The sequence below is a fragment of the Sulfitobacter mediterraneus genome, from assembly GCF_016801775.1.
Classification (GTDB): Bacteria; Pseudomonadota; Alphaproteobacteria; order Rhodobacterales; family Rhodobacteraceae; genus Sulfitobacter; species Sulfitobacter mediterraneus_A.
The window spans coordinates 2,262,551-2,284,346 of sequence record NZ_CP069004.1 but is presented as its reverse complement, the minus strand read 5'-3'; the positions used below and the strand labels follow the sequence as shown (position 1 = coordinate 2,284,346).

The following is a 21,796-nucleotide window of genomic DNA, read 5'->3' as shown; positions in this document are numbered from 1 at the left end:
CGGGATCAGAAATCGACGGTCACATCCGGCAGGTTCAGCGCCTTGACCAGATCGCGCAATTCCTGACGGGCCGCGATATTTGAGATATTGAGCTGTTTGACGCCAATGTCCTTGAGGTCCAGCAAAGTCAGGCCACGTGGGAACAGCTCTCGGAAGATCACCCGCTCGTTAAAGCCCGGTGCGATGCGGAACCCGATGCGCTTGCTAAGATTCTCAATCGCGCGTTCCATCTTTTCCTTGTTGACCATGCGCTGTGCGCCCATGCGGTTGCGCACCACAACCCAGTCAATCGCGGACAGGCCGGCCTGCGCCCGTAACTGCCGCGCGTTCCAGACCATTTCGGAGTAGACGGACGGTCCGGTGATCTTTTCGCCGCTGGCATCGGTGTGGGCCAGCAGGTCAAAGTCGATAAAGCTGTCGTTCAGGGGCGTGATCAACGTATCGGCCAGAGAATGCGCCACCTGGCTGAGCCGGGTGTGGGAGCCGGGGCAATCAATCAAGATAAAATCGTTGTCAGCTTCCATCTGCGCCACCGCAGCGCTGAGCCGGTGATCATACATGTTCTCGCCAGGACGCAGGCTTTCTTGTGCCACTTCGGGCAAATCACACAGGGCAGGGCAGGCCAGATCCAGACCCGAGTCCTCGATATAGGCACGACGGTTTTCGATATAGCGGCCGAATGTGCGTTGGCGCAGGTCCAGATCCAAGCCGCTGATGCGGTGCCCCATCCGGGCAAGGGCGGTCGCCACATGCATGGATACGGTGGATTTGCCCGCGCCGCCTTTTTCGTTACCGACGACAATGATATGCGCCATTCTGCTGTCCCTCTTCATGCCTGCTACTCACAGGATCTTGTTGGGCACCACTATATGTTGGGTTGCCTGAATTTGAAAGTGTTAGGATTGGCCAAGCTTCCCTCTGCGTCACCGATGCTTGGGCTTGGCAAATTGTGATTTCAGACCTTATGTTTAACGCTAGGGGCCGCGTCTCCGGACGGTCTGCATCTCTATGATGTGCCAGGATGGGATGCGCAAGACGGCCTTGGTGCGAAATTTTTTACCGGAGAGTGACGTTGGACAGGAACGGCAGGGAAGGCGCATGGGCGCTGCGCAATGACCGTGCGATTGCAGAGACCGTGCGGCACGCGCAAATTCCCCTTTGTATTACGGATCCGACATTGCCGGATAATCCGATTGTGTTTGCCAATGCGGCGTTTTGTGAGTTGACAGGTTACGTTGAGGAAGAGGTCATCGGCCAGAACTGCCGGATGTTGCAGGGGCCGGGCACAACGGAAGAAAGCGTTGCGGCGATCCGCAAGGTGATTGCAAGCGCCGAGGTGGATACGGTCGAGATCCTGAACTACCGCAAGGATGGCACCTCATTTGTGAATGCATTGCAGATCGGTCCGATCCTCGATGATGACGGGGCGCTGATGTATTATTTTGGCTCGCAACTGGATGTGACCGCCAAACGAGAGATGGAGAAACAGGCACGCCAATTGGCGGATGACGAGCTGCTGCATCGGCTGCGCAATATCGTCAACGTGATGAACGTGATTGTGCGCATGACCGGCCGCGAGGAAACCGATACTGGCGCACTGGCCACCAAGATCAGCGAACGTTTGACAGCGCTGAGTGATGTGCACTTCAACACGATCCGGCCAAACACCGAAGTCGGAACAGAATTTGAAGCGCTGGCGCGGACCATTCTAGCCCCCTATGCGCCGGGCGGATTGGTGCAGCTCACTCTTTCCGGGCCTGCCGTGGCACTGCCTGCGGGGCTGATCTCGCCGATCACGCTTGGCCTGCATGAGTTGGCAACCAATTCCGTCAAACACGGCGCGCTCAGTGTGGCCGAAGGCCGGGTTGAGCTGCGATGGGTCGTGCAGGACCGCGAAGAGGGGCGCAGCATTGCCTTTCATTGGGAGGAAACCAACGGTCCGCCCGTCGTTGTGCCCGCCCGGCAAAGCGGATCACGCATCATCAAGACCCTGACCACCAGCACCGGCGGCGATATGGCCTTTGATTGGCGCGAAAGTGGGCTGATCGTTAAGGCGGATTTCCCACTGTGATCCATGGTTGCCATTGTGGTAGGCTTTTCCTAGTCTGATGCAACGGTCTATTTCAACAACAGGAGGGCAACAGCTGAACATGCGTATCATCCGCCGTCTTCAGCATGGTCCCCGCACCGCCCTGTAAATCCGTTTGCAGGGCTGATCAGGGAACAATTGCCCATTGGTCTGCCTCAAGCCGCTTTGCGGCCCGTTTTGATATGACTTGAGACCACAATGACACTGTTGAATGTAAATGCCTTGGGCGTAACCCTTGGTGACCCGCTTTTTACCGACCTGAACCTGACCATTTCCAAAGGCGACCGCATCGGTTTGGTGGCCGCGAACGGGCGCGGCAAATCCACATTGATGAGCTGCCTTGCCGGCACGTTGGAACAGACCACTGGTGATGTGACCCGCGCGCGCGGGTTGCGTATCGGCCACGTGCAGCAATATGTGCCCGAGGCGGCACAAGAGCTGACGCTTTATGATCTGGTGCTCGACGCCCTCCCGGCCGAACAGGCCGAATACGAAAGCTGGCGCGTGGACGTGGCGCTGGATGAGCTGGCAGTGCCGTATGACTTGCAACATCAGCCCCTGAACACACTCAGCGGCGGCTGGCAGCGCACGGCGCTGCTGGCGGCGGCCTGGATCAATGAGCCGGACATGTTGATGCTGGATGAGCCGACCAACCACCTTGATCTGCACCGGATCGGGTTATTGCAGGGCTGGATTGCGGCATTGCCGAGGGAACTGCCGGTGTTGATCACTTCGCATGACCGGGCGTTTCTGGATGCCACTACCAATCGCACGCTGTTTCTGAGGGCGGAAAGATCGCGGGCTTTCGATCTGCCTTTCACACCGGCGCGGGCCGCGCTGGAAGAGGCCGACGCGGCCGACGAGCGCCGGTTTGCCAATGATCTGAACAAGGCGCAGCAGTTGCGCAAACAGGCGGCCAAGCTCAAGAACATCGGTATCAATTCTGGCTCTGATCTGTTGATCACCAAGACCAAGCAGTTGAATGAACGCGCCGCCAAGATGGAAGCGGCCGCGAAACCGGCACATAGGGAACGCAGCGCGGGTGAGATCAAGCTGGGCAACAGCGGCACCCATGCCAAAGCCTTGATCACCTTTGACGAGGCGGATGTGACCACACCGGACGGGCGGCTGCTGTACCGGACCGGGCAAAAGTGGATCTCGAAAGGGGATCGTGTGGTTTTGCTTGGGGCCAATGGCACGGGCAAGACCCAGTTGATCGAGATGGTGCAGCGCGCGCTTGAGGGGCATGAGGGCGGCGCGGTCAAGTCCGCGCCCTCGGTGGTGCCTGCCTATTCGGATCAACATCTCAGTCAGTTGGACGATGCCGCCACACCCATGACAACAGTGGCGGGTCAGTTCGACGTGGGTGATCAGCGGGCGAGGGGGTTGCTGGCGGGGGCCGGTGTGAACATCCAGATGCAGGATACCAAGATTGGCGCATTGTCAGGCGGACAAAAGGCGCGTCTGGCGATGCTGGTGCTGCGGCTGAGAAACCCGAACTTTTATCTTTTGGATGAACCAACCAACCATCTGGATATCGAGGGGCAGGAGGCGCTTGAGGAGGAATTGATCGCTCATGGCGCGTCTTGCCTTTTGGTCAGTCACGACCGGAGCTTTCTGCGCAATGTGGGCAACAGGTTTTGGTGGATCAACGGAAAGAAGCTGGAAGAGGTCGACAGCCCAGAGGCCTTTTTGCAAGGCGAGATGGCGGGCAACTAATGCCTATATCACATCGGGCAACAAAAAAGGCGCGGACCACGGTCCGCGCCTTTTCGCAATAAACGTCGTCAGGTGCCTTACAGGCTGAGACCTGCGTATTTGTTCTTGAACTTGGACACGCGGCCACCGGTGTCCATGAGGCGGGATGTGCCGCCTGTCCATGCTGGGTGCACGGATGGGTCGATGTCCAGCGACAGTTGATCGCCTTCTTTGCCCCATGTGGATTTCATCTGTACGATCGTACCGTCAGTCATCTTGACGTTGATCATGTGGTATTCGGGATGTGTATCGGCTTTCATTGGTCCGGCCCCCTTACGCTTTCTTCGGCTTGTAGTTGGAATTCTCAACGATACGCGCGGATTTACCACGACGTGAGCGCAAGTAGTACAGTTTGGCGCGACGCACACGGCCACGGCGGACCACTGTGATGCTGTCGATGTTGGTGGAGTGCAGCGGGAATACGCGCTCAACACCTTCGCCGAAGCTGATTTTGCGAACTGTGAAAGACCCGGCAATGCCGTGACCGTTGTTACGGGCGATGCAGACGCCTTCGTAGTTCTGCACACGGGTGCGGGTGCCTTCGGTGACTTTAAAGCCAACGCGGATGGTGTCGCCCGCGCGGAAATCTGGGATTTCCTTGCCAAGTTCGGCGATTTGTTCCGCCTCAATCTCTGCGATCAGGTTCATCTGACGCTTCTCCTATGATGCTCGTGGTGTTCCACGAAGTTATTGCGCGATCCAAGAGCTTCGGGGTCTATCGGGACTGCGCCGTAGCGGCCCGCCGGAGGTAGCATCGTCATTCCTTATTTGCCCTGCACGTAACGCAAAGCACCGGAAACGCGACAAGCGATTCCGGATGGGCGGGGTATAGGGGGGAAGTTAGCAGGGATCAAGGGGGGAAAACCCGTCTAGATTTGATCCGGGTTCGACAGCTTTGCCGCTTTGCTTGATCCACGTCAAGGCAATGGCCGTGCGGCTGTGGCTAGGTAGGGCCGCAAGAGAAAACCAGGCATTGGAAGGGGACAGCATGGCGGCTGAAACACAGCAGACAGAGGCGATGGAGCATTCAGACCGCAGCGCGGCAATTGTTGGATTTGAACAAGGTGAATACCCCTATCAGACCAAGCTGGACCGCAAGACATACGAGGCTGAGAAATCCGCGCTTCAGGTCGAGTTGTTGAAGGTGCAGCATTGGGTGCAGGAGACCGGCCAGAAGTTTGTGCTGTTGTTTGAAGGCCGTGATGCGGCGGGCAAGGGCGGCACGATCAAGCGGTTCACCGAACACCTCAACCCACGCGCCGCCCGTGTTGTGGCCCTGAACAAACCCACCGACGAAGAGCGCGGGCAATGGTTCTTTCAACGCTATGTCAAACATCTGCCCACGGCGGGCGAGATCGTTCTGTATGACCGGTCCTGGTACAACCGCGCCGGTGTGGAGCGGGTGATGGATTTCTGCGCTCCGGCGGAATACCTCGAATTCATGCGCCAGACGCCGGAATTCGAACGGATGTTGGTCCGGTCCGGGATCAAGCTGTTCAAATATTGGTTCTCGGTCACGCAAGAAGAGCAAAAGCGCCGCTTTGCCTCGCGGGAAACCGATCCGCTCAAGCGGTGGAAGCTTTCTCCGATTGACCGCGCCAGCCTGGACAAGTGGGACGATTATACCGAGGCCAAGGAAGCGATGTTTTTCTACACAGATACGGCGGATGCGCCTTGGACCGTGATCAGATCCAATGACAAGAAACGCGCCCGGCTGACCTGTATGCGGCACTTCCTGTCGCAGCTCGATTATCCAGACAAGGACCATTCTGTCGCCACCGCACCCGATCCGCTGATCTTTCATCAGGCCGAAGCCCTGCTGCGCGACAGCGACCATATCCTGGCTTCTTCGCTGCATCCGAAGAGCCGGAAACGTACATAAACCCAACAGAAGGAAGATCACCTATGTCTCACACACCACATGAACTGACCGAAGAGTTCCCCGAACTGGTGGATCAGATGGCGGCCCTGCGCCAATCCGACAGCCATTTCGAAAAGCTGAGCGATGCCTATCACACGCTGAACCGCGCCCTGCACCGTGCCGAAACAAATGTGGAGCCGACAAGTGATGATCACATGGTCGACATGCGCAAAGAACGCATGGCGCTGAAAGATGAGATCTATGCCTATGTGAAGGCCAATTCAGAAACGGCCTAATGGCCATCGAGGGTGGCGATCAGGTATCGCCATCCTCATCCCTGACCAGATCTGGCCGCCGCGACCGCGTGAGAGACAGCGATTGTGCACGGCGCCATTTCGCGATTTCCTTGTGATTGCCCGACATCAACACTGGCGGGATTTCACGGTCCTTCCAAATGGCCGGGCGGGTGTATTGAGGATGCTCAAGCAAACCGTTGGAATGGCTTTCCTCGACCGTGCTTTCGGCATTGCCCAACACACCCGGTAGCAGGCGCACGGTAGCGTCGATCATGGCTTGGGCGGCCAGTTCGCCGCCTGTCATCACAAAATCCCCAAGCGAGACTTCGGTGATGCCATAGTGTTCGATGACCCGTTCATCGACGCCCTCAAACCGCCCGCACAGCATGGTCACACCGGCACAGCCCGCCAGATCACGGGCCATCGCCTGATCAAAGCGGCGGCCGCGCGGGGACATGTAAAGGATGGGCCAGCGGCCATGGGCGTGGGCCTGCGCCGCTTCTATTGCGGGGCCGACGACATCAGCGCGCATGACCATGCCTGCACCACCGCCCGCAGGGGTGTCATCGACATTGCGGTGCTTGCCAATCCCGAACTGGCGCAGATCATGGGTGTGCAATTGCCATAAACCGTCCTGCAGGGCCTTACCCGTCAGGCTGGCCCCCAGCACACCGGGAAAGAGGTCGGGAAACAACGTCACGATCCGCGCCTGCCAGACATCCGCATAATCCGGTTTGTCCTGCATCAGCTCGCGCGGTTGCAGCGTGGCGCGAATGGATTGGCGGCCATGGGACCGTGTCGGTTTCATTTGTCCTGCACCTTGTTCAGTAGTGCCGCCTTGGCGGCATTGCGGGCCTCGGCCCCGTCATGGGTGCGGTTGATCTGCAACATCTGCTGCAGGATGTCATCCTCCAATCGTGTGTTGGCGGGGGGCGGCGCGTGAAGAGTGCCGCGCAGGGCAAGCGGGATGTCACATAGATCCAGCAAGGGATCGGCGGTTCCCAGCGGCAGATCGGCACAGTCTTCCAGCGCGGCATGATGCACCGGCGCGGGCACGCGGCTGGCGATTTCCTGCACCATCTCCTCCAGCTTTGCGGCGGCGGCATATTTGGTCTCAAACGCGGGGTAATCCAGGGTCATTCCGGACGATTTGACATGTTCGGCCCAGGCCGAGCGCAGCCAGGCACCCGGCGCGCGCGTGGTCAGATAGATCAATATATCGGCTTTGGGGAACCGCTGGCGGGCGCTGTCCCAGAAGGCATAAAGCAGCACGGGCGCAGCGGAATAATCCATCAGATCTCCGCGACCGGGCAGATGCCCGCAGAGTTCCTCGGAGGAGACAATCAAACTGCGGCGCGGCATGCCGGGCAGCTCGTTCAGCATCGCCTCAAAACGGTCTTGCACCTTGAGCATGGTCAGGGGATCGCGCCATGTTGAATAGCCGCGCGTGGCAGACAGCAAATCCTTGAGATGCCAGCGCAGACGCAGCGCGATGTGTTTTTTCAGCGCGGCCCGGTTCTCGCGCAAGGTGGCTTGAAGGGTGGTCGTGCCGGTCTTGTGAAACCCTGCATGCAGGATGATCCGGCGCGGCATCAGTCCTTGTCCGTTTCCGGCAGTATGCCCAAAGGCGGATCAGCGACGATGCGACCCGCAGTGAGATCCACGGTGGGGACCGCCGCCTTGGTGAAGGGCAGAAAGGTCGTTGCGGAAGTGCCTGCCAACTGCAGTTCCAGAAGGTCGTCGGCCCCGTGGTTCTGGACAGTTTTTACACGGCCCAGCAGCACGCCGCCGGTGTCGTACACCTCAAGGTCAATCAGATCGGCATGATAGAATTCATCATCAGGCAGTGACGGCATCTGATTGCGGTCGGCGAAAAGGTTCACGCCGCGCAGGGCGTCGGCCTCTTCCTTGGTGGCGACATCGGCGATGCGGGCGGAAAACCCGTTCTTGATGGGGCGCAGGATGGCCAGGGCAAACTGGCGGCTGCCGTCCTCGGACCACAGCGGGGTGTAGTTTTCGATGTCTTCAGGGGTGGCGCAAAAGCTCTTGATGCGCAGCTCGCCCTTGACGCCATAAGCGCCGGCAATGGCCCCTACACAAATTCTGTCGGTCATTTCGACATCTCCACAATTACGCAGAATCCCTGGGACCATTTACCATCAGCCAACAAACACTCGTCTTGCATCGCAGCGACGCTGGCAGATGATCCTGCGAAGAAGCCGGACGCAAAAACGGCGGCGAGCACAACAAACGAAAGCAGCACCTGCCGTCCCCAAGCGCGTAGGATTGTCATTGCAAAAGCTCCGAGTTGACACAGATCGTGCCGGTCCATTCGCCCTCGCCATTGGCGCATTCAGCGGCCATCTGCACGCGATCATATTTGATGCCGAGACCAAAGCCGATGGCGGCGGCAAACAGCAAGAAGATCAGGCGCAACATATCAGCGTGTCTCGATAATCAGGTGCCGGGCGCGATGTTCCCAGCCTTTGGTTTCCAGTTCGGGCGTCAGGGTCTCTTCCTTTGGCCAGCCAAGGCAAAGATAAGCCACCAGATGCCACCCTTCCTTGGCCTTAAGATCACGGCTCAGGCGACCCGGGTCAAGCACGGAGACCCAGCCAACGCCCAATCCGTAGGCGCGGGCGGCAAGCCACATCTGGGTGACGGCGCCAACCACCGAATACCGGCGCATTTCCGGCATTGAAGCGGCACCAAGGCCGCTGCCCTTGGTTGTGGTGTCATCGCAAAAGATCGCCAGTTGCACGGGCGCATCCTGCATGCCCGACAGTTTGAGAGAGGCATATAGCGCCGCCTGATCCCCGTCATAGCCGGCAAGGGCCGTTTCATTTGCGGTTTTGAAATTCTCAAGCGCGGCCTGCCGCGCTGTGTCTGATGCCACGCGCAGGATGCGCCACGGCTCTGACAGGCCCACGGAGGGGGCGAGATTAAAGGTGTCCAAGCAGGTTTGCACCAAGGCCTCATCCACCGGGTCCGTGCGAAAGTGGCGCACATCGCGCCGCCAACGCATCAGATCGTGCAGCCCGGCACGGAAATCATCACAAAACTGTTCCATGCCGGGCGCTGGCCTTGCTTATTCTGCTGCGGCTTCGTCAGCAGATGACTCTTCGGCCGGGGCTGCGGCGGCTTCGGCTGCTGCTGCGGCTTTGGCGGCTTTCTCTTCTACACGTTCCTGGGCTTTCTTGCCCGGTGTGCCCTTCTTGGGGTTGTTGCGCGCAACTTTTTCTTTCACGCCAGCCGCTTCGAGCATACGTGCAACGCGCTCTGTTGGCTGGGCGCCTTTGGAGATCCAGTCCTGGATCTTTTCAATGTCCATTTTCACGCGCTCTTCGCTGTCTTTCGGCAGCAGCGGGTTATATGTGCCCAGCTTTTCGATAAAGCGGCCGTCGCGTGGCATGCGGCTGTCCGCTGCAACGATACGGTAGAAGGGGCGCTTTTTGGAGCCGCCGCGGGCGAGACGAATTTTCATAGCCATGGTGTGTAGTCCTTTTGGGTTTGTTGCCGGGGTGAACCCCAGCTTAAGATTGGTGCTTTTTGTGGTGCTGAATCACTTCAGCGATGATGAAGTTGAGAAACTTCTTGGCGAATTCGGGATCGAGGTCGGCCTCTTTCGCCAAATCTTCAAGCCGTGCGATCTGATCCGCTTCGCGGTTTGGATCGGACGGGGGAAGGTCGTGTTCGGCTTTGAGTTTCCCCACTGCCTGTGTGTGTTTGAAGCGCTCGCCCAGGGTAAAGACGAGGATCGCGTCGAGCCGGTCGATGGAGGCCCGGTGACCTTTGAGCACCTCGGCGGCGCGGGTTACTGGATCGGTCATGCGAAGTCCCTCCGGTCATTGGACGTGATCCCATTGCCGCGCTGACGCGCGATGAGATTATGGGTGCCTGTTGCATCCTGAGCCCGCGTCATCGGCGCGGCAGCCGTTGATAGGGCAGTGGCCCGTTTTGCGCTGAGGTGCTTGAGCCGCAGGTCTGCGCTCAAGGCACCTGTGCGAGGGTGGGTGGCGATTCCGCCCAGCGTCAAGGACAGGCCAATCAAAGATTGGTCGCTGCGCGATCCTTGACCCTGGGCAGAATCACCTTTGAAAATACGGCTCATTGGGACACCTCATGGCGGTAGACCACATCGGTCTCGTCATGTGGGATGGCCGTAGGGTCAAGCTGTGCCCCGAGCCGCTGGGCCAGTGCGATGGACCGTGTGTTGTCCTTGTGGATGTAGCTGACAAGGCTTGCCGGTTTGAGTGTGCTGCGGGCATAACCCAGGGCGAGCCTGGCCGCTTCGCCCGCGATACCGCGCCCTTCGAAGCCGTCAAAGACCATCCAGCCAAGTTCTGTTTCGGCAAAATGCGGGGGGTGGGTCAGGGCCACCTGACCGGCAAAATCGCCGTCCAGGGTTTCAATGGCCCAGCCCCCCATCCCGTTCAAAGCCCAACTGCCGACTTCCGAGGCGAAGCCGTACCACAGGTGTGTCTTGTTGTTCGGCACATCCATCAGGGCGGCGCGGGGCGATTGGTAGAACGTCCAGAAGGCCTCCATATCGGACAGGTGGTGTGGCCGCAGGCGGATGGTGTCGCCGGTGAGGATTGGGGCTTGTGTCATGGCTGGTTGCCTTCCAGAGCGCGGCCTTCAAGCACGGGTCGGGTGAAGCTGCGGTCATAGCGGCGGATGCATTGGGTGCGTTCCGCGAAAGCATAGGCGGCCTGGCATTCGGCGTCTTCTGCCATGCGTGTGCGGTAGTCTTCGTAGGCGGCGAGGCTGGCAAATGAAAAGTGGCAATAGGCGAGGTCATTGGCGCCCTCATGGGGCAGCCAATAGCCGTGATGTGTGCCGCCCATGCGGTTCACGATCTTGATCCACGCCCTTGCGTAGGTTTCAAAATCGTCCACCTTGGCCGGGTCAATTTCATATGTCAGCGAACAGGTGATCATTTCTTTTTGCCAAACCCGGACAGGCCAGAGGGCAGGCCCATACCGCCGCCCATGCCGCCCAGACCTCCGGGCAATTTGCCGCCCATTTGTTTGGCGGCCGCTTCCAGTGCCTTGGGGTCCATGCCCTGTGCCATGGCGGCCGGGTCCATGCCGCCCTTGCCGAACATGCCTTTCATGGCTTGTTTCAGCATGCCGCCCTTGCCCATTTTGCCCATCTTTTTCATCATGTCGGACATCTGGCGGTGCATTTTCATCAGCTTGTTGAGGTCGGAAACCTCCATACCCGCGCCTTTGGCGATGCGTTTCTTGCGGGAGGCCTGCAAAAGCTGCGGGTTGGCGCGTTCTTTCTTGGTCATCGACTGGATCAGCGCGATCTGCTGTTTGAGGATCTTGTCATCGAGGCCCGCGTCTTCGACCTGTTTGGCCATTTTGCCCATGCCGGGCATCATGCCCATCATGCCTTGCATGCCGCCCATCTTGATCATTTGTTCAAGCTGCATTTTCAGGTCGTTCATGTTGAACTGGCCCTTGGTCATGCGGCGCATCATCTTCTCGGCCTGTTCGGCCTCGATGGTCTCCTGGGCCTTTTCGACCAGCGCGACAATGTCGCCCATACCGAGGATTCGGCCCGCCACACGTTCCGGCTCAAAGGTTTCCAGCGCGTCCAGCTTCTCGCCCAAGCCGACAAATTTGATCGGCTTGCCGGTGACGGCACGCATGGACAGGGCTGCACCACCGCGTCCGTCGCCGTCCATCCGGGTCAGGACCACGCCGGTGATGCCGATGCGCTCGTCGAAATTCTCAGCCGTGTGCACGGCGTCCTGGCCCGTCAGGCCATCGACCACCAGCAGCGTTTCGCGCGGGGTGGCGACATCGCGCACCGCTTTGACCTGTTGCATCAGCTCTTCGTCGATGGACAGGCGGCCTGCGGTATCAAGCATATAGACGTCATAGCCGCCGAGGCCGGCCTGGGTCTTGGCGCGTTTTGCGATCGCAACGGGATCTTCGCCCTTGACGATGGGCAGGGTATCCACGCCGATCTGGTTGCCGAGGATCGCCAGCTGTTCCATCGCCGCCGGGCGGTTCACGTCGAGCGAGGCCATCAGCACCCGTTTACCGTCTCTTTCCTTCAGGCGTTTGGCGAGCTTGGCGGTGGTTGTGGTTTTACCGCCGCCCTGCAGGCCGACCATCAGGATCGGTGCGGGCGGGTTGTCGACCTTGAGCGCGCCGGGCTCGCCTTCGCCTTGCAGCACGTCGATCAGGGCGTCGTGGACAATTTTGACAACCTGCTGACCGGGGGTGATGGATTTGGTGACGGCCTGACCGGTGGCTTGTTCCTGCACTGCTTTGACAAAGTCGCGGGCAACCGGCAGCGACACGTCCGCCTCAAGCAGGGCCACGCGCACCTCGCGCAGGGCGGTTTTGACGTCGTCCTCGGACAGGGCGCCCTGTTTGGTCAGGCGGTCAAAGACACCGGATAGGCGTTCGCTGAGATTTTCAAACATGGGCATAGGCCCTTTCGTCGGTCGGTTGCGGGATGTTCCTAACTTAGGAACGCCAGCGTGAATGCACAAATGCCCCCGTGGGCGCAACGCGCTGACGGGGGGCGATCCCGACAATAGGCCGGGACCGGAAGGCAATGCTTCCGGGAATTGGGGGCGATTTACGCCGCAGGGGGCGCTGAGTCAAGGGCAGCGAGCCAATCGTTGATCGCCGCTTCGGCGCGGCGGGCGCCACCGCCACTGGAATAGACCAGAGTGATGGGATGGGTGCCTGCATCCATGCCGCCGCTGAAATGCAGGGCTGCACGGTAGGTGTTGGTGTCGCTGGATCGTGAGGTTTCGACAAAGGCCCGGTCGAGGTCATGCAAATCCCAGCTGCGCCGGTGATACCCAAGCAGCGACTTGCGCCGCAGCTCCACCAGATTGCGGGGGCGGTCGAGGATCAGTTGGGTGCGCCTGATAAAGGCTGTCGTAAAACCGCCGCCCATAACCAGCCCGCCTAAAAGGAAAGCGATGCCGGTGCCCGGTTCGGTCCGGATGGTGACAAGGCCGATGCCGACAAAGACCAGCGAAAAGACAGAGATAAAGATTGCCAGCCAAAGCGGATTATTTTCCACGATAAGCTGTTCGGGTGTGTTGCGGGTGATCTTCATCCTCGCAGTATGCCATCGCATTTTCCCGCGCCAAGTGATTTTACCCTTGCCCCGACCGGAACATCCGGCATTTTGCAGGGCATGGACAATTGGGACGAGATCAGGACCGCCTTTCAGGTCGCCCGGATGGGCACGGTCAGCGGCGCGGCCGAGGTGCTGGGTGTGCATCATGCCACTGTCATCCGGCACATCGATGCGCTGGAGCAGCGGTTGGGCGCAAAGCTTTTCCAACGTCATGCGCGTGGCTATACACCAACGGAGGCGGGCGAAGACCTGTTGAGGGTGGCGCAGTCGGCTGACGATCAGTTCAGCCAGTTGTCTGGCCGGATCAAGGGGCGTGGATCTGATGTGGCGGGGGATCTTGTGGTGACATCGCTGGTGTCACTGGCCGGATATATGGCGCCGATGTTGGCGCGGTTTCAAAAGATGCATCCAGCCGTTGTCGTGCGATATGTGACTGGAGAGCGGTTGTTTCGGCTGGAATACGGAGAGGCCCATGTTGCGGTGCGCGCTGGCGCTGCGCCGGAACAACCGGACAACGTGGTGCAGCCCTTGGTGCAGCTACAAATGGCGGCCTATGCCAGCACATCCTACGTTAAGGTGCATGGGGTACCGGGCGGTCCAGAGGACTATACCAAACACCGCTTCGTCGGGCCGGAAAACCGCGAAAGCCGTGCACCTTGCTATGTCTGGATGCGCGACAATGTTCCGGATGCCTCTGTGACCTTCCGCTGTACCGATGCGGGCGCTGTGGAATCGGCGATTCTGGCTGGGGCAGGTATCGGTTTTATGCCCGTGACCGAAGCGCAGAAGCACCCCGATCTGGTCGAAGTCCATGCCGCGCGGGACGTGTGGTCTTCGCCTCTGTGGCTTGTGACCCATGTGGACTTGCATCGCACGTTCAAGGTGCAGGCGTTGCTGTCGTTTATCAAGGATGAAGTCAAAGAGGAGGGCTGGTGAGCCCTGGCGCACAGGGGCATCTGGCCATGCTTGCGTTTTCCGCCCTTGTTGCGGGGTCGTTTTCCTTGGGCGCGATGGTTGCCAATGACATTGCGCCGTCTGCGATCACCGCCTTGCGGTTCTGCCTTGGCGCAGCGCTTGTGGGTTTGATCACCCATATGCGTGGCGGGTTTCGTGCGGGTGATTTTGCGGCACCCTGGCGGTATCTGATCCTGGGCGGGTTGTTCGCGTTCTATTTTGTGATGATGTTTGAGGGGCTCAAGACCGCGCCGCCGGTCAGCGCGGCATCGGTCTTTACGCTCGTGCCGGTGATGTCTGCGATCTTTGCGTGGTTCCTGCTGCGCCAGGTTATGACGGGCCGCATGGCGCTGGCGTTGACCATCGGAGCCGCCGGGGCGCTTTGGGTGATTTTTCGGGCGGACCTGTCTGCCCTTCTGGGCTTTGATGTCGGGCGGGGCGAGGTGATTTACTTCATCGGTTGCGTATCTCATGCAATCTACACACCCATGGTGCGGCGTCTGAACCGGGGTGAAAGCATTTATAGCTTCACTTTCGGGATGCTGGTGGCGGGCTCCATCGTGCTGCTGATCTATGCCGCGCCTGATCTGGCAGTCACCGAATGGGCCGTCTTGCCGGGAATGGTTTGGGTGACACTGGCCTATATCGTGGTCATTGCCACCGCCGCGACTGCGCTGCTTTTGCAATTTGCCACCCTGCGCCTGCCGTCGGCCAAGGTGATGGCCTATACCTATCTGACGCCGACATGGGTGATCGTGTGGGAAATCGCGCTGGGCAACGGGGTGCCCTCGGCCTTGACGTTGGGCGGTGTGGCACTGACCATTTTGGCGCTGCTGATGCTCCTGCGGGATGACAGCGCGGCACCAAAGGCCGGGTGAGGGAACCTTTTGCGGATTCAGGCGTTAAGTCGTGCAAAATATGAAAGGCCTCGCCATGCGAAATATTATTTATCTTGTCGGACTTGTTGTGATTGTTCTTGCGATTGTGCAGTTCGTCCTTTGATCCCTACAAAATCAGGCTGATGGTCCGTCCGGATCGTCAGCCTCTTCTATTTCGGGCAGTTCAACTGCCAAGAACCGTTCAAACGCCTCAAGGTTGACCGGTTCAAACTGCCCAAACCCCTGCATCCAGATGGTGGCATCGCGCAAGGCGTCCGGCTCGATCTTGCACCATTTCACCCGCCCGCGTTTCTCCTGAGAGATCAGGCCTGCCGCTGTCAGCACCCCCAGATGTTTGGAAATCGCTGCCAGCGACATCTCGAACGGGTCTGCCACATCGGTCACCGCCATGTCGTCCTCCAGCAACATCGCCAGAATAGCGCGGCGCGTCGGGTCCGCGAGGGCGGCAAATACCTGATCCAGCTGATTGCTCATCCTTGGTATCTACATCGCGGCGCAGGTCAGAGCAAAGCGTTTCAGCCGCGCGGGTGATGGGTGGTTTCGGACGGCCAGCGGTGGGTCAGCCTAGAATGTTCAGATGTGGAAAGGCCAATATCACAGGCTTGCCTGATGGATATATCCCGAACATGCGGATGCTTGCGGTATCGCCACTTTCGAGCGAGCCATTGGATTATCTTGCCAAGATGTGCATTTTCTGAACGTGCGCAATCCCCGCAAGAAACGGCGGTAGGTGGTGTAACTGTCATGAGAAGGGCCATTTCTTTGAGATTATCCTCTGAATATGGGCCTTGGCGCGGGACGTATCAAAGACAATTGCTTGACAACATATGTCTGGAAAAGTCACATATTTTATGGCCCGAAAACTTCCCCCTCTGAATGCCCTGCGCGCCTTTGAAGCTGCGGGGCGGCATCAAAGCTTTTCCCGCGCAGCGGAGGAATTGGGCGTCAGCCATTCCGCCATCAGCCGCCATGTGCGCGGGCTGGAGGACCGGCTGAATGTGCAATTGTTTCGCGATCTGCCGCGCGGGCTGGCCCTGTCTCCCGACGGCGCCGCCTATCTGGCGCAGGTGTCGCCAGCCTTGGATGCGATTGCCGATGCGACAGAAGGTTTATCAGAGCGGCCCAAAGGCACTGTGTCCATCAACAGTGAGCCGCTGTTTGCGACCAAATGGCTGGTGCCGCGGTTGGGGGACTTTTCCCAGGCCAACCCAGAGATTGATGTTCGGCTTGAGGCTTCGCGTCATCTGGCGGATGTGGCTCGGTACGAAGCCGATCTCGCGATCCGTTTTGTGCATCCGGGCGGAGCCTATCCGGGGGCCGAATTAATTAGTGACGCGCCGCTATATCCCTTTGCCGCGCCGGGGTTGGTTGATCTGCCGCTGTCTGCGCCTGCCGATTTGCTAAACTATCCACTGCTGCGCGACCGGACCAATGGCACATGGGGCGTCTGGTTTGAAAAGGCCGGCGGCGTGGCGCTGCAAGATGTGCCGCAGTTTACCTGGCGCATGTCATCGGTCCTGGCGGTCGAGGCGGCGATTGCCGGGCAGGGTGTGTTGCTTGTCTCTGCCGAGGTGGTCGCGGGCGAGGTTGCGGCGGGCCGATTGGTCAGGGTGTCGGACATCGGGTTCCGCGAGGGCGGTTATCATTTGATCCGCACCGAAGGGGTGTTGCGCCGCAAACCTGTGCGGATCTTTCGCGAGTGGTTGATGGCGCAAAGTGCGCAGTGGCGCAGCGGCCAATCTCCATCCTAAACCATTTGGTTGAATAACCGCAAAGCGCCGGTATTTACGCAAATGCCCAAAGTTTACAGCAGAGTGGCTGATGGCTGGATTAAAAATTATATGTAAATCAATGTGTTGCGCCAATTGTCACGCATGTTGACTCTGCGCCGCCCCACCATTAGCACAGGCCTCAAGCATCCAGTGGGGATATCGGCGTGGCTGACCCGGACCAACAGCGGCAACTTGAGCAGCTTGAGGCCAAGATCGACGCAGCAAAACAGCGTTCTGCGCCCAAGCCCCGCGCGGATGAACATTATTCTCAGGCCAACTTGGCGTGGCGGATGGTGATTGAACTGGTGGCCGGTCTCGGGATCGGTTTCGGCATCGGATACGGGTTGGACCTGCTGTTTGGCACCCTGCCCATCTTTATGGTGCTGTTTGTAATGCTGGGCCTTGCGGCGGGAGTGAAGACGATGCTCCGATCTGCGCAAGAGATCCAGGACAAGAAAATGGCCGAAGAGGCCGAGAACAAATCGCCCTAAGTGGCGGCAAGAACGAAGGAGCCTGAAATGGCGACAGAGACACCCGGTGCGGAAGAAGGCGGTCTGGTCTTTCACCCGATGGACCAGTTTAAAATCGAACCAGCGTTTGGCGATGGCGCGATCGGCATGTTCACCGTGACCAATGCCACCGTCTGGATGGCGCTGGCCGTTGTTGCAACCTGTGCGCTGCTGGTTTTGGGCAGCTCCAAACGGGCGATGATCCCCTCCCGGATGCAGTCTGTTGCGGAGCTGGCCTACGGTTTTGTCTATAAAATGGTCGAAGACATCTGTGGCAAGGAAGGGGTCAAATACTTCCCCTATATCATGACGCTGTTCATGTTCATTGTCTGTGCCAACTTCCTCGGCCTGATCCCGACATCCTTTACCCCGACGTCGCATTTTGCGGTCACGGTGGTGCTGGCGCTGGCGGTATTCCTGACCGTGACCGTGCTGGGCTTTGTCAAAAACGGCGCGGCCTTCCTGGGGCTGTTCTGGGTGTCTTCGGCACCGCTTCCGCTCCGTCCGGTTCTGGCGATCATCGAACTGATCTCTTATTTCGTGCGTCCGGTCAGCCACTCCATTCGTTTGGCGGGCAACGTTATGGCGGGCCACGCGGTGATCAAAGTGTTCGCAGGCTTTGCCGCGATCACGGTGATCAGCCCGGTTTCGGTTGTGGCCATCACAGCCATGTACGGGCTTGAGGTGCTGGTGTCCTTTATCCAGGCCTACGTATTTACCATTCTGACATGCGTGTATCTGAAAGACGCATTGCATCCGTCTCACTAATTCGGGCGATCTATACACCCGTCCAAATACTCAACTTCCAATCGTAAGGAGAATTCACATGGAAGGCGAACTCGCACACATCGGCGCAGGTCTGGCAGCAATCGGTTCCGGCGCAGCCGCAATCGGGGTTGGCAACGTTGCAGGCAACTACCTGGCTGGCGCACTGCGCAACCCATCCGCTGCTGCTTCCCAGACAGCAACACTGTTCATCGGCATCGCGTTCGCAGAAGCCCTGGGGATCTTCTCGTTCCTCGTCGCTCTGCTGCTGATGTTCGCTGTTTAACTCTTAGGTAACGACATCCTTACGAGCGGGCAGGCGTGATATATGTCTGCCCGACTGTAACGGCCAAGTTTCCAAGGAGAAGCCAAGATGGCAACTGAAACACATAGCGCAGCCGACGCCGCAGCCGCGGGTCCGGGCATGCCACAGCTGGATTTCTCCACCTGGGGCAACCAGATCTTTTGGCTCGTCCTTGCGCTGATCGCGACCTATCTGATCCTGTCCCGCGTGGCCCTGCCACGTATTGGCGCGGTTCTGGCCGAACGTCAGGGTACGATCACCAATGACATCGCCGCAGCCGAAGATCTCAAGGCCAAGGCCATTGAGGCCGAAGCTGCCTACGACAAGGCTTTGCTCGATGCCCGCGCCGAGGCGCAGCGGATCGTAGCAGACGCCAAAGCAGAAATTCAGGCGGACCTTGATGTCGCCATTTCCAAGGCGGATGCCGAGATTGCTGCGAAGTCAGCGGAATCGGCCAAAGCCATCAGCGAGATCCGCGCCTCCGCGCTGGAGAACGTGAAGGTTGTGGCAAAAGACACCGCAAAGGAAATCGTCGCTGCGATGGGTGGTAAGGCAGATGCCAAGACCGTCACCGCCGCAGTCACAGCACGGATGAAAGGATAAGCCATGCGTTTGACCCTTACAGCCGTTCTTGCCGGTATGATCGCCTCTCCCGCCCTCGCGGCAGGTGATGTTTTCTTCTCGCTGAAGAACACCGATTTTGTTGTTCTGCTGGCGTTCATCCTGTTCATCGCGGTTCTGTTCTACTTCAAAGTGCCTAGCCTTCTGGGCGGCATGTTGGACAAACGTGCGGACACCATCAAATCCGAACTGGAAGAAGCCCGCGCGTTGCGGGAAGAAGCCCAGACACTGCTGGCGTCATATGAGCGCAAGCAGAAGGAAGTTCAGGATCAAGCGGACCGTATTGTGACCGCCGCCAAGGAAGAAGCCAAAGCCGCTGCCGCACAGGCGCAGGTGGATTTGGCCAAATCTCTTGAACGCCGCATGGCCGCAGCCGAGGATCAGATCACATCTGCCCAAGCTGCCGCTGTCAAAGAGGTGCGTGATCAGGCGGTGACAATCGCAATCGCCGCAGCGCGTGACGTGATCGCCAAACAGATGACGGCCACGGACGGCAACAAACTGATTGACGATGCCATCGTACAGGTGGGTGACAAGCTGCACTAAGCGGCGCGTTACAGACAGACAAAAGGCCCCGGTTCGTGCCGGGGCTTTTTCATTTCAGACATAGCTTTTACCGGCAGCAGACAATGATTTCTCTTTTTGTCTCTGCCATTCTAACATCCCCCACTTGGCGCCGTGATTTCACATAATGGGCGAGCTTTGGGTTAATCTAGGGGCACACATGGTATTTCGATGTGGACTTGCGATCATTTCATGTCTTCTGACGCTGACTTTTGCGCCCATGGTACAGGCAGACGATGCCGATCTGCCTGATGCTGGTCTACTAGATGTTGATTTGTTCCAGCCTGCGCTGGATGCGGTTTGCGGTGTGGGGCAACGGCTGGGTGAGGGTTGCGAGGCGATCCGCGCGCGGCCGATGTTGCCTTCCGCTGATTGGCCATGGCGCACGGTCGGCCGGGTCAATTCCACTGACCGCAATATCCGCAGCCATTGCACCGGGACGCTGCTGTCAAGCACCGTGGTTCTGACGGCGTCTCACTGCCTTTATAACTTTCAACGCAAGGCGTGGATTCCGGTTCAGAGCCTGTTTTTTGTGGCCGGATACCAACGTGGCAAGGGTCAGGCGACCGCACGAATTGCCCGCTACGTGGTTGATCCGGTGCATGACGTGAGCAGCCGGGATTTCAGGGCGGGCTTTGCACAGGATTGGGCGTTATTGATTTTGGACGAACCGATTTTGGATACGATGGGGTATCTGCCGCTTGCAGCGTTCAGTCCTGCCGACAAATCGGCCAAGGTGCAGCTTGCCGGATATCCTGCGCTGCGGTCCCATGTTTTGTCCTTGGTTGAGGCGTGCGGCGCAACGTCAACAGACCGGGCAAATCGGATCTATCTCAACTCCTGCGCGGCAATGCGGGGGGATTCCGGGGCACCTTTGCTGATCAATACAGGTGGGGCGTATCAGATTGCCGGCGTTTTTGTGGGAACATTCGTGACCCCAAGCGGTGTCTTCAGCCTGAGTGTGCGCAACGGCGTGTTTCGAAAGGCATTGCAGAATGCCCTCGACGGCGGCGGCGGATCATAAGAGCCGGCCCTATTACCCAGTCTCGTGCTGAAGCCTCTGGCGGGCGATTTCTTCGTTCCGTTCTGCTTTTTGTTGATCATTCAGGGACGCCTCAACAAAATTCAGATGTTTCTCTATCGCGGCCCGCGCGCCTGCCGGGTCGCGCCGTTGCAAGGCGTCGTTGATCGCGCGGTGCTGGTCCAACAACGCGGCGCGGCTGGTGCGCTGTTTGAACATCACCTGCCTGTTGTAGAAAACGCCGCCGCGCAGCAGCTCATACATCGACCGCATCATATGCAGCATCACCACGTTATGGCTGGCCTCGATGATTGCCATGTGAAACTGCGCGTCGAGCTGTGCCTCTTCTTCGGCGTTGCGTTTGCTGTGGACCGCTTCCATCTTGTCGAATACCGCCTGCACCACCGCGAGATCGGTGTCGGAGGCATATTTCGCGGCCCGCTCTGCCGCGAGGGCTTCCATGTCACGGCGAAACGACAGGTAATCAAAAACCGCTTCATCATGACGGCCAAAGAGATCAACCAATGCTGGGGCAAAAGCGCTCCCCAAGACCTCGGCCACATAGATTCCGGCACCCGGCTTGGCGGACAAAAGCCCTGAGTCCTGCAATTGCGCAATGGCATCCCGCAGGGAGGGGCGTGACACGTTCAACCGCTCGGCCAGCTCGCGTTCTGATGGCAGGCGCTCACCGGGGCGCAGGATTCCGCGCAGAATCAATTCTTCGATCTGGCGGACAACCGCATGGGATAGTTTTTCAGGCGCGACGGGGCGAAAGGGCATGCAGCATTTCCTTTGATTGGTCAAATTATATGACCACGAGGAACAACCCGCAATTCAAATTCAGTCTTAAGTTGTTTTGTCCCGTGACGGAGGCTGAAGGCGGAAAGAATTTGTTAACCAAATGCCCGGCAAGATTGGCTATGAAACCACTCTTGCCGCTTCTGATCTCTCTGGCCATGCTTTCGGCCTGTAACACCGCTGGGCCGCATTTCCGCGGGCTGCCTGCCACGCGGATCACGGTTGAGGGGTCAACCTTCGATGTGCGGGTGCGTGGTGAACTGGCCGAGGCCATTCGCATCAATGCGGAATATGCGCCCCGATTTGGCCCGATCCAGCGGCGTGCGGGTATCGCGATGGCGCAGGTCAGCGGTTGCACCGTCAAGGATGTGCGTGGTGATCAGGCACAGGCGACGGGAATATTGGATTGTGATTGAAAGGCCGCCAATGGGACGTTCAATTCAGGGTCGCAAGCTGGGGATAATCC

Annotated in this window: 31 protein-coding genes; 14 read left to right on the top strand and 17 right to left on the bottom strand. The window is 58.8% G+C overall.

Annotation, left to right across the window (positions count from 1 at the left end; genetic code table 11):
• Positions 1 to 5 precede the first annotated feature (5 nt).
• Complete coding sequence (locus JNX03_RS11330) at positions 6 to 815, bottom strand: division plane positioning ATPase MipZ (RefSeq protein WP_203209145.1); 810 nt, start codon at positions 813 to 815, stop codon at positions 6 to 8.
• Between the two features lie 257 nt (positions 816 to 1,072).
• Between JNX03_RS11330 and JNX03_RS11325 the strand changes: the two genes are divergently transcribed.
• Both JNX03_RS11325 and JNX03_RS11320 read left to right on the top strand, forming a co-directional pair.
• The gene (locus JNX03_RS11325; protein WP_231024218.1) at positions 1,073 to 2,071 is read left to right on the top strand and encodes a PAS domain-containing protein; all 999 of its coding nucleotides are present in this window, start codon (positions 1,073 to 1,075) and stop codon (positions 2,069 to 2,071) included.
• A gap of 216 nt (positions 2,072 to 2,287) precedes the next feature.
• Positions 2,288 to 3,808, top strand: coding sequence for an ABC-F family ATP-binding cassette domain-containing protein (locus JNX03_RS11320; protein ID WP_203209143.1), 1,521 nt, complete (start codon positions 2,288 to 2,290; stop codon positions 3,806 to 3,808).
• A 77-nt stretch (positions 3,809 to 3,885) separates the two neighbouring features.
• Here the strand turns inward: JNX03_RS11320 and rpmE are convergent, their stop codons facing one another.
• Positions 3,886 to 4,107, bottom strand: coding sequence for a 50S ribosomal protein L31 (gene rpmE / locus JNX03_RS11315; RefSeq protein ID WP_025046988.1), 222 nt, complete (start codon positions 4,105 to 4,107; stop codon positions 3,886 to 3,888).
• A 13-nt stretch (positions 4,108 to 4,120) separates the two neighbouring features.
• On the bottom strand, positions 4,121 to 4,495 hold the full coding sequence (rplS, locus tag JNX03_RS11310) for a 50S ribosomal protein L19 (protein ID WP_203209142.1): 375 nt from the start codon (positions 4,493 to 4,495) through the stop codon (positions 4,121 to 4,123).
• A 370-nt stretch (positions 4,496 to 4,865) separates the two neighbouring features.
• Here rplS and ppk2 point away from each other — a divergent pair, with 370 nt between their 5' ends.
• Positions 4,866 to 5,729 carry a polyphosphate kinase 2 gene (gene ppk2, locus JNX03_RS11305; RefSeq protein WP_231024241.1) on the top strand — a complete coding sequence of 288 codons (864 nt, stop codon included), beginning with the start codon at positions 4,866 to 4,868 and terminating at the stop codon, positions 5,727 to 5,729.
• A 23-nt stretch (positions 5,730 to 5,752) separates the two neighbouring features.
• Positions 5,753 to 6,004 (top strand): YdcH family protein, encoded by a 252-nt coding sequence (locus tag JNX03_RS11300; RefSeq protein ID WP_203209140.1) that lies wholly within the window; start codon positions 5,753 to 5,755, stop codon positions 6,002 to 6,004.
• A 19-nt stretch (positions 6,005 to 6,023) separates the two neighbouring features.
• Here the strand turns inward: JNX03_RS11300 and trmD are convergent, their stop codons facing one another.
• The 12 genes from trmD to JNX03_RS11240 form a co-directional block, all read right to left on the bottom strand.
• Positions 6,024 to 6,812, bottom strand: a complete 789-nt coding sequence (trmD, locus tag JNX03_RS11295; protein WP_203209139.1) for a tRNA (guanosine(37)-N1)-methyltransferase TrmD — start codon at positions 6,810 to 6,812, stop codon at positions 6,024 to 6,026.
• Positions 6,809 to 7,597 (bottom strand): hypothetical protein, encoded by a 789-nt coding sequence (locus JNX03_RS11290; protein ID WP_203209138.1) that lies wholly within the window; start codon positions 7,595 to 7,597, stop codon positions 6,809 to 6,811. The genes trmD and JNX03_RS11290 overlap by 4 nt, the downstream gene beginning before the upstream one ends.
• Positions 7,597 to 8,118 (bottom strand): ribosome maturation factor RimM, encoded by a 522-nt coding sequence (gene rimM / locus JNX03_RS11285; RefSeq protein ID WP_203209137.1) that lies wholly within the window; start codon positions 8,116 to 8,118, stop codon positions 7,597 to 7,599. Before rimM ends, JNX03_RS11290 begins: the two co-directional genes overlap by 1 nt.
• A gap of 175 nt (positions 8,119 to 8,293) precedes the next feature.
• Positions 8,294 to 8,443, bottom strand: a complete 150-nt coding sequence (locus tag JNX03_RS11280) for a hypothetical protein (protein WP_203209136.1) — start codon at positions 8,441 to 8,443, stop codon at positions 8,294 to 8,296.
• A gap of 1 nt (position 8,444) precedes the next feature.
• Entirely contained in the window at positions 8,445 to 9,074 is a 630-nt protein-coding gene (gene bluB, locus JNX03_RS11275) for a 5,6-dimethylbenzimidazole synthase (protein ID WP_203209135.1), read from the bottom strand.
• Positions 9,075 to 9,092: 18 nt separating this feature from the next.
• Positions 9,093 to 9,494 (bottom strand): 30S ribosomal protein S16, encoded by a 402-nt coding sequence (rpsP, locus tag JNX03_RS11270; RefSeq protein ID WP_203209134.1) that lies wholly within the window; start codon positions 9,492 to 9,494, stop codon positions 9,093 to 9,095.
• Between the two features lie 43 nt (positions 9,495 to 9,537).
• Positions 9,538 to 9,834, bottom strand: a complete 297-nt coding sequence (locus JNX03_RS11265; RefSeq protein ID WP_203209133.1) for a chorismate mutase — start codon at positions 9,832 to 9,834, stop codon at positions 9,538 to 9,540.
• Complete coding sequence (locus tag JNX03_RS11260; protein ID WP_203209132.1) at positions 9,831 to 10,115, bottom strand: hypothetical protein; 285 nt, start codon at positions 10,113 to 10,115, stop codon at positions 9,831 to 9,833. Before JNX03_RS11260 ends, JNX03_RS11265 begins: the two co-directional genes overlap by 4 nt.
• On the bottom strand, positions 10,112 to 10,615 hold the full coding sequence (locus JNX03_RS11255) for a GNAT family N-acetyltransferase (protein ID WP_203209131.1): 504 nt from the start codon (positions 10,613 to 10,615) through the stop codon (positions 10,112 to 10,114). Before JNX03_RS11255 ends, JNX03_RS11260 begins: the two co-directional genes overlap by 4 nt.
• Entirely contained in the window at positions 10,612 to 10,944 is a 333-nt protein-coding gene (locus JNX03_RS11250) for an NIPSNAP family protein (protein ID WP_203209130.1), read from the bottom strand. The genes JNX03_RS11255 and JNX03_RS11250 overlap by 4 nt, the downstream gene beginning before the upstream one ends.
• Positions 10,941 to 12,449: a signal recognition particle protein gene (gene ffh / locus JNX03_RS11245; protein ID WP_203209129.1), complete on the bottom strand. Its 1,509-nt coding sequence runs from the start codon at positions 12,447 to 12,449 to the stop codon at positions 10,941 to 10,943. Before ffh ends, JNX03_RS11250 begins: the two co-directional genes overlap by 4 nt.
• Before the next feature lie 158 nt (positions 12,450 to 12,607).
• Entirely contained in the window at positions 12,608 to 13,099 is a 492-nt protein-coding gene (locus JNX03_RS11240; protein ID WP_203209128.1) for a hypothetical protein, read from the bottom strand.
• Positions 13,100 to 13,180: 81 nt separating this feature from the next.
• Between JNX03_RS11240 and JNX03_RS11235 the strand changes: the two genes are divergently transcribed.
• Positions 13,181 to 14,059, top strand: a complete 879-nt coding sequence (locus tag JNX03_RS11235; RefSeq protein WP_203209127.1) for a LysR family transcriptional regulator — start codon at positions 13,181 to 13,183, stop codon at positions 14,057 to 14,059.
• Positions 14,056 to 14,955: a DMT family transporter gene (locus JNX03_RS11230; RefSeq protein WP_231024219.1), complete on the top strand. Its 900-nt coding sequence runs from the start codon at positions 14,056 to 14,058 to the stop codon at positions 14,953 to 14,955. Before JNX03_RS11235 ends, JNX03_RS11230 begins: the two co-directional genes overlap by 4 nt.
• Positions 14,956 to 15,090: 135 nt before the next feature.
• Here JNX03_RS11230 and JNX03_RS11225 read toward each other — a convergent pair whose 3' ends face one another.
• Positions 15,091 to 15,450: an ArsR/SmtB family transcription factor gene (locus JNX03_RS11225; RefSeq protein WP_203209126.1), complete on the bottom strand. Its 360-nt coding sequence runs from the start codon at positions 15,448 to 15,450 to the stop codon at positions 15,091 to 15,093.
• A gap of 377 nt (positions 15,451 to 15,827) precedes the next feature.
• On the opposite strand from JNX03_RS11225, the gene JNX03_RS11220 reads away from it, so the two are divergent.
• The 7 genes from JNX03_RS11220 (at position 15,828) to JNX03_RS11190 (ending at position 20,535) form a co-directional block, all read left to right on the top strand.
• Entirely contained in the window at positions 15,828 to 16,727 is a 900-nt protein-coding gene (locus tag JNX03_RS11220; RefSeq protein ID WP_203209125.1) for a LysR substrate-binding domain-containing protein, read from the top strand.
• Between the two features lie 185 nt (positions 16,728 to 16,912).
• A complete protein-coding gene (locus JNX03_RS11215; RefSeq protein ID WP_203209124.1) occupies positions 16,913 to 17,239 on the top strand; it encodes an AtpZ/AtpI family protein in 327 nt (108 codons plus the stop codon).
• 27 nt (positions 17,240 to 17,266) lie between these two features.
• Positions 17,267 to 18,025, top strand: a complete 759-nt coding sequence (locus JNX03_RS11210) for a F0F1 ATP synthase subunit A (protein WP_203209123.1) — start codon at positions 17,267 to 17,269, stop codon at positions 18,023 to 18,025.
• Between the two features lie 58 nt (positions 18,026 to 18,083).
• Positions 18,084 to 18,308: a F0F1 ATP synthase subunit C gene (locus JNX03_RS11205; protein WP_025046967.1), complete on the top strand. Its 225-nt coding sequence runs from the start codon at positions 18,084 to 18,086 to the stop codon at positions 18,306 to 18,308.
• Between the two features lie 87 nt (positions 18,309 to 18,395).
• The gene (locus JNX03_RS11200) at positions 18,396 to 18,929 is read left to right on the top strand and encodes a F0F1 ATP synthase subunit B' (protein ID WP_203209122.1); all 534 of its coding nucleotides are present in this window, start codon (positions 18,396 to 18,398) and stop codon (positions 18,927 to 18,929) included.
• Between the two features lie 3 nt (positions 18,930 to 18,932).
• A complete protein-coding gene (locus JNX03_RS11195; RefSeq protein ID WP_203209121.1) occupies positions 18,933 to 19,493 on the top strand; it encodes a F0F1 ATP synthase subunit B in 561 nt (186 codons plus the stop codon).
• Positions 19,494 to 19,671: 178 nt separating this feature from the next.
• Positions 19,672 to 20,535, top strand: coding sequence for a trypsin-like serine peptidase (locus JNX03_RS11190; protein ID WP_203240793.1), 864 nt, complete (start codon positions 19,672 to 19,674; stop codon positions 20,533 to 20,535).
• A 12-nt stretch (positions 20,536 to 20,547) separates the two neighbouring features.
• Here the strand turns inward: JNX03_RS11190 and JNX03_RS11185 are convergent, their stop codons facing one another.
• Positions 20,548 to 21,312 carry a FadR/GntR family transcriptional regulator gene (locus JNX03_RS11185; RefSeq protein ID WP_203209119.1) on the bottom strand — a complete coding sequence of 255 codons (765 nt, stop codon included), beginning with the start codon at positions 21,310 to 21,312 and terminating at the stop codon, positions 20,548 to 20,550.
• 140 nt (positions 21,313 to 21,452) lie between these two features.
• Here JNX03_RS11185 and JNX03_RS11180 point away from each other — a divergent pair, with 140 nt between their 5' ends.
• Complete coding sequence (locus JNX03_RS11180) at positions 21,453 to 21,746, top strand: hypothetical protein (RefSeq protein WP_203209118.1); 294 nt, start codon at positions 21,453 to 21,455, stop codon at positions 21,744 to 21,746.
• The last annotated feature ends 50 nt before the right edge of the window (positions 21,747 to 21,796 follow it).

Coding starts and splice junctions, on each gene's coding strand:
- JNX03_RS11205 (WP_025046967.1), top strand. CDS start 18,084: ATGGAAGGCGAACTCGCACACATCGGCGCAGGTCTGGCAGCAATCGGT.
- JNX03_RS11280 (WP_203209136.1), bottom strand. CDS start 8,443: ATGTTGCGCCTGATCTTCTTGCTGTTTGCCGCCGCCATCGGCTTTGGT.
- rpmE (WP_025046988.1), bottom strand. CDS start 4,107: ATGAAAGCCGATACACATCCCGAATACCACATGATCAACGTCAAGATG.
- ppk2 (WP_231024241.1), top strand. CDS start 4,866: ATGGAGCATTCAGACCGCAGCGCGGCAATTGTTGGATTTGAACAAGGT.
- JNX03_RS11260 (WP_203209132.1), bottom strand. CDS start 10,115: ATGAGCCGTATTTTCAAAGGTGATTCTGCCCAGGGTCAAGGATCGCGC.
- JNX03_RS11200 (WP_203209122.1), top strand. CDS start 18,396: ATGGCAACTGAAACACATAGCGCAGCCGACGCCGCAGCCGCGGGTCCG.
- JNX03_RS11255 (WP_203209131.1), bottom strand. CDS start 10,615: ATGACACAAGCCCCAATCCTCACCGGCGACACCATCCGCCTGCGGCCA.
- JNX03_RS11210 (WP_203209123.1), top strand. CDS start 17,267: ATGGCGACAGAGACACCCGGTGCGGAAGAAGGCGGTCTGGTCTTTCAC.
- JNX03_RS11300 (WP_203209140.1), top strand. CDS start 5,753: ATGTCTCACACACCACATGAACTGACCGAAGAGTTCCCCGAACTGGTG.
- rimM (WP_203209137.1), bottom strand. CDS start 8,118: ATGACCGACAGAATTTGTGTAGGGGCCATTGCCGGCGCTTATGGCGTC.
- JNX03_RS11240 (WP_203209128.1), bottom strand. CDS start 13,099: ATGAAGATCACCCGCAACACACCCGAACAGCTTATCGTGGAAAATAAT.
- JNX03_RS11250 (WP_203209130.1), bottom strand. CDS start 10,944: ATGATCACCTGTTCGCTGACATATGAAATTGACCCGGCCAAGGTGGAC.
- JNX03_RS11185 (WP_203209119.1), bottom strand. CDS start 21,312: ATGCCCTTTCGCCCCGTCGCGCCTGAAAAACTATCCCATGCGGTTGTC.
- JNX03_RS11235 (WP_203209127.1), top strand. CDS start 13,181: ATGGACAATTGGGACGAGATCAGGACCGCCTTTCAGGTCGCCCGGATG.
- JNX03_RS11265 (WP_203209133.1), bottom strand. CDS start 9,834: ATGACCGATCCAGTAACCCGCGCCGCCGAGGTGCTCAAAGGTCACCGG.
- JNX03_RS11290 (WP_203209138.1), bottom strand. CDS start 7,597: ATGCCGCGCCGGATCATCCTGCATGCAGGGTTTCACAAGACCGGCACG.
- JNX03_RS11195 (WP_203209121.1), top strand. CDS start 18,933: ATGCGTTTGACCCTTACAGCCGTTCTTGCCGGTATGATCGCCTCTCCC.
- ffh (WP_203209129.1), bottom strand. CDS start 12,449: ATGTTTGAAAATCTCAGCGAACGCCTATCCGGTGTCTTTGACCGCCTG.
- JNX03_RS11190 (WP_203240793.1), top strand. CDS start 19,672: ATGGTATTTCGATGTGGACTTGCGATCATTTCATGTCTTCTGACGCTG.
- JNX03_RS11330 (WP_203209145.1), bottom strand. CDS start 815: ATGGCGCATATCATTGTCGTCGGTAACGAAAAAGGCGGCGCGGGCAAA.
- bluB (WP_203209135.1), bottom strand. CDS start 9,074: ATGGAACAGTTTTGTGATGATTTCCGTGCCGGGCTGCACGATCTGATG.
- JNX03_RS11220 (WP_203209125.1), top strand. CDS start 15,828: ATGGCCCGAAAACTTCCCCCTCTGAATGCCCTGCGCGCCTTTGAAGCT.
- trmD (WP_203209139.1), bottom strand. CDS start 6,812: ATGAAACCGACACGGTCCCATGGCCGCCAATCCATTCGCGCCACGCTG.
- rplS (WP_203209142.1), bottom strand. CDS start 4,495: ATGAACCTGATCGCAGAGATTGAGGCGGAACAAATCGCCGAACTTGGC.
- JNX03_RS11320 (WP_203209143.1), top strand. CDS start 2,288: ATGACACTGTTGAATGTAAATGCCTTGGGCGTAACCCTTGGTGACCCG.
- rpsP (WP_203209134.1), bottom strand. CDS start 9,494: ATGGCTATGAAAATTCGTCTCGCCCGCGGCGGCTCCAAAAAGCGCCCC.
- JNX03_RS11180 (WP_203209118.1), top strand. CDS start 21,453: ATGAAACCACTCTTGCCGCTTCTGATCTCTCTGGCCATGCTTTCGGCC.
- JNX03_RS11225 (WP_203209126.1), bottom strand. CDS start 15,450: ATGAGCAATCAGCTGGATCAGGTATTTGCCGCCCTCGCGGACCCGACG.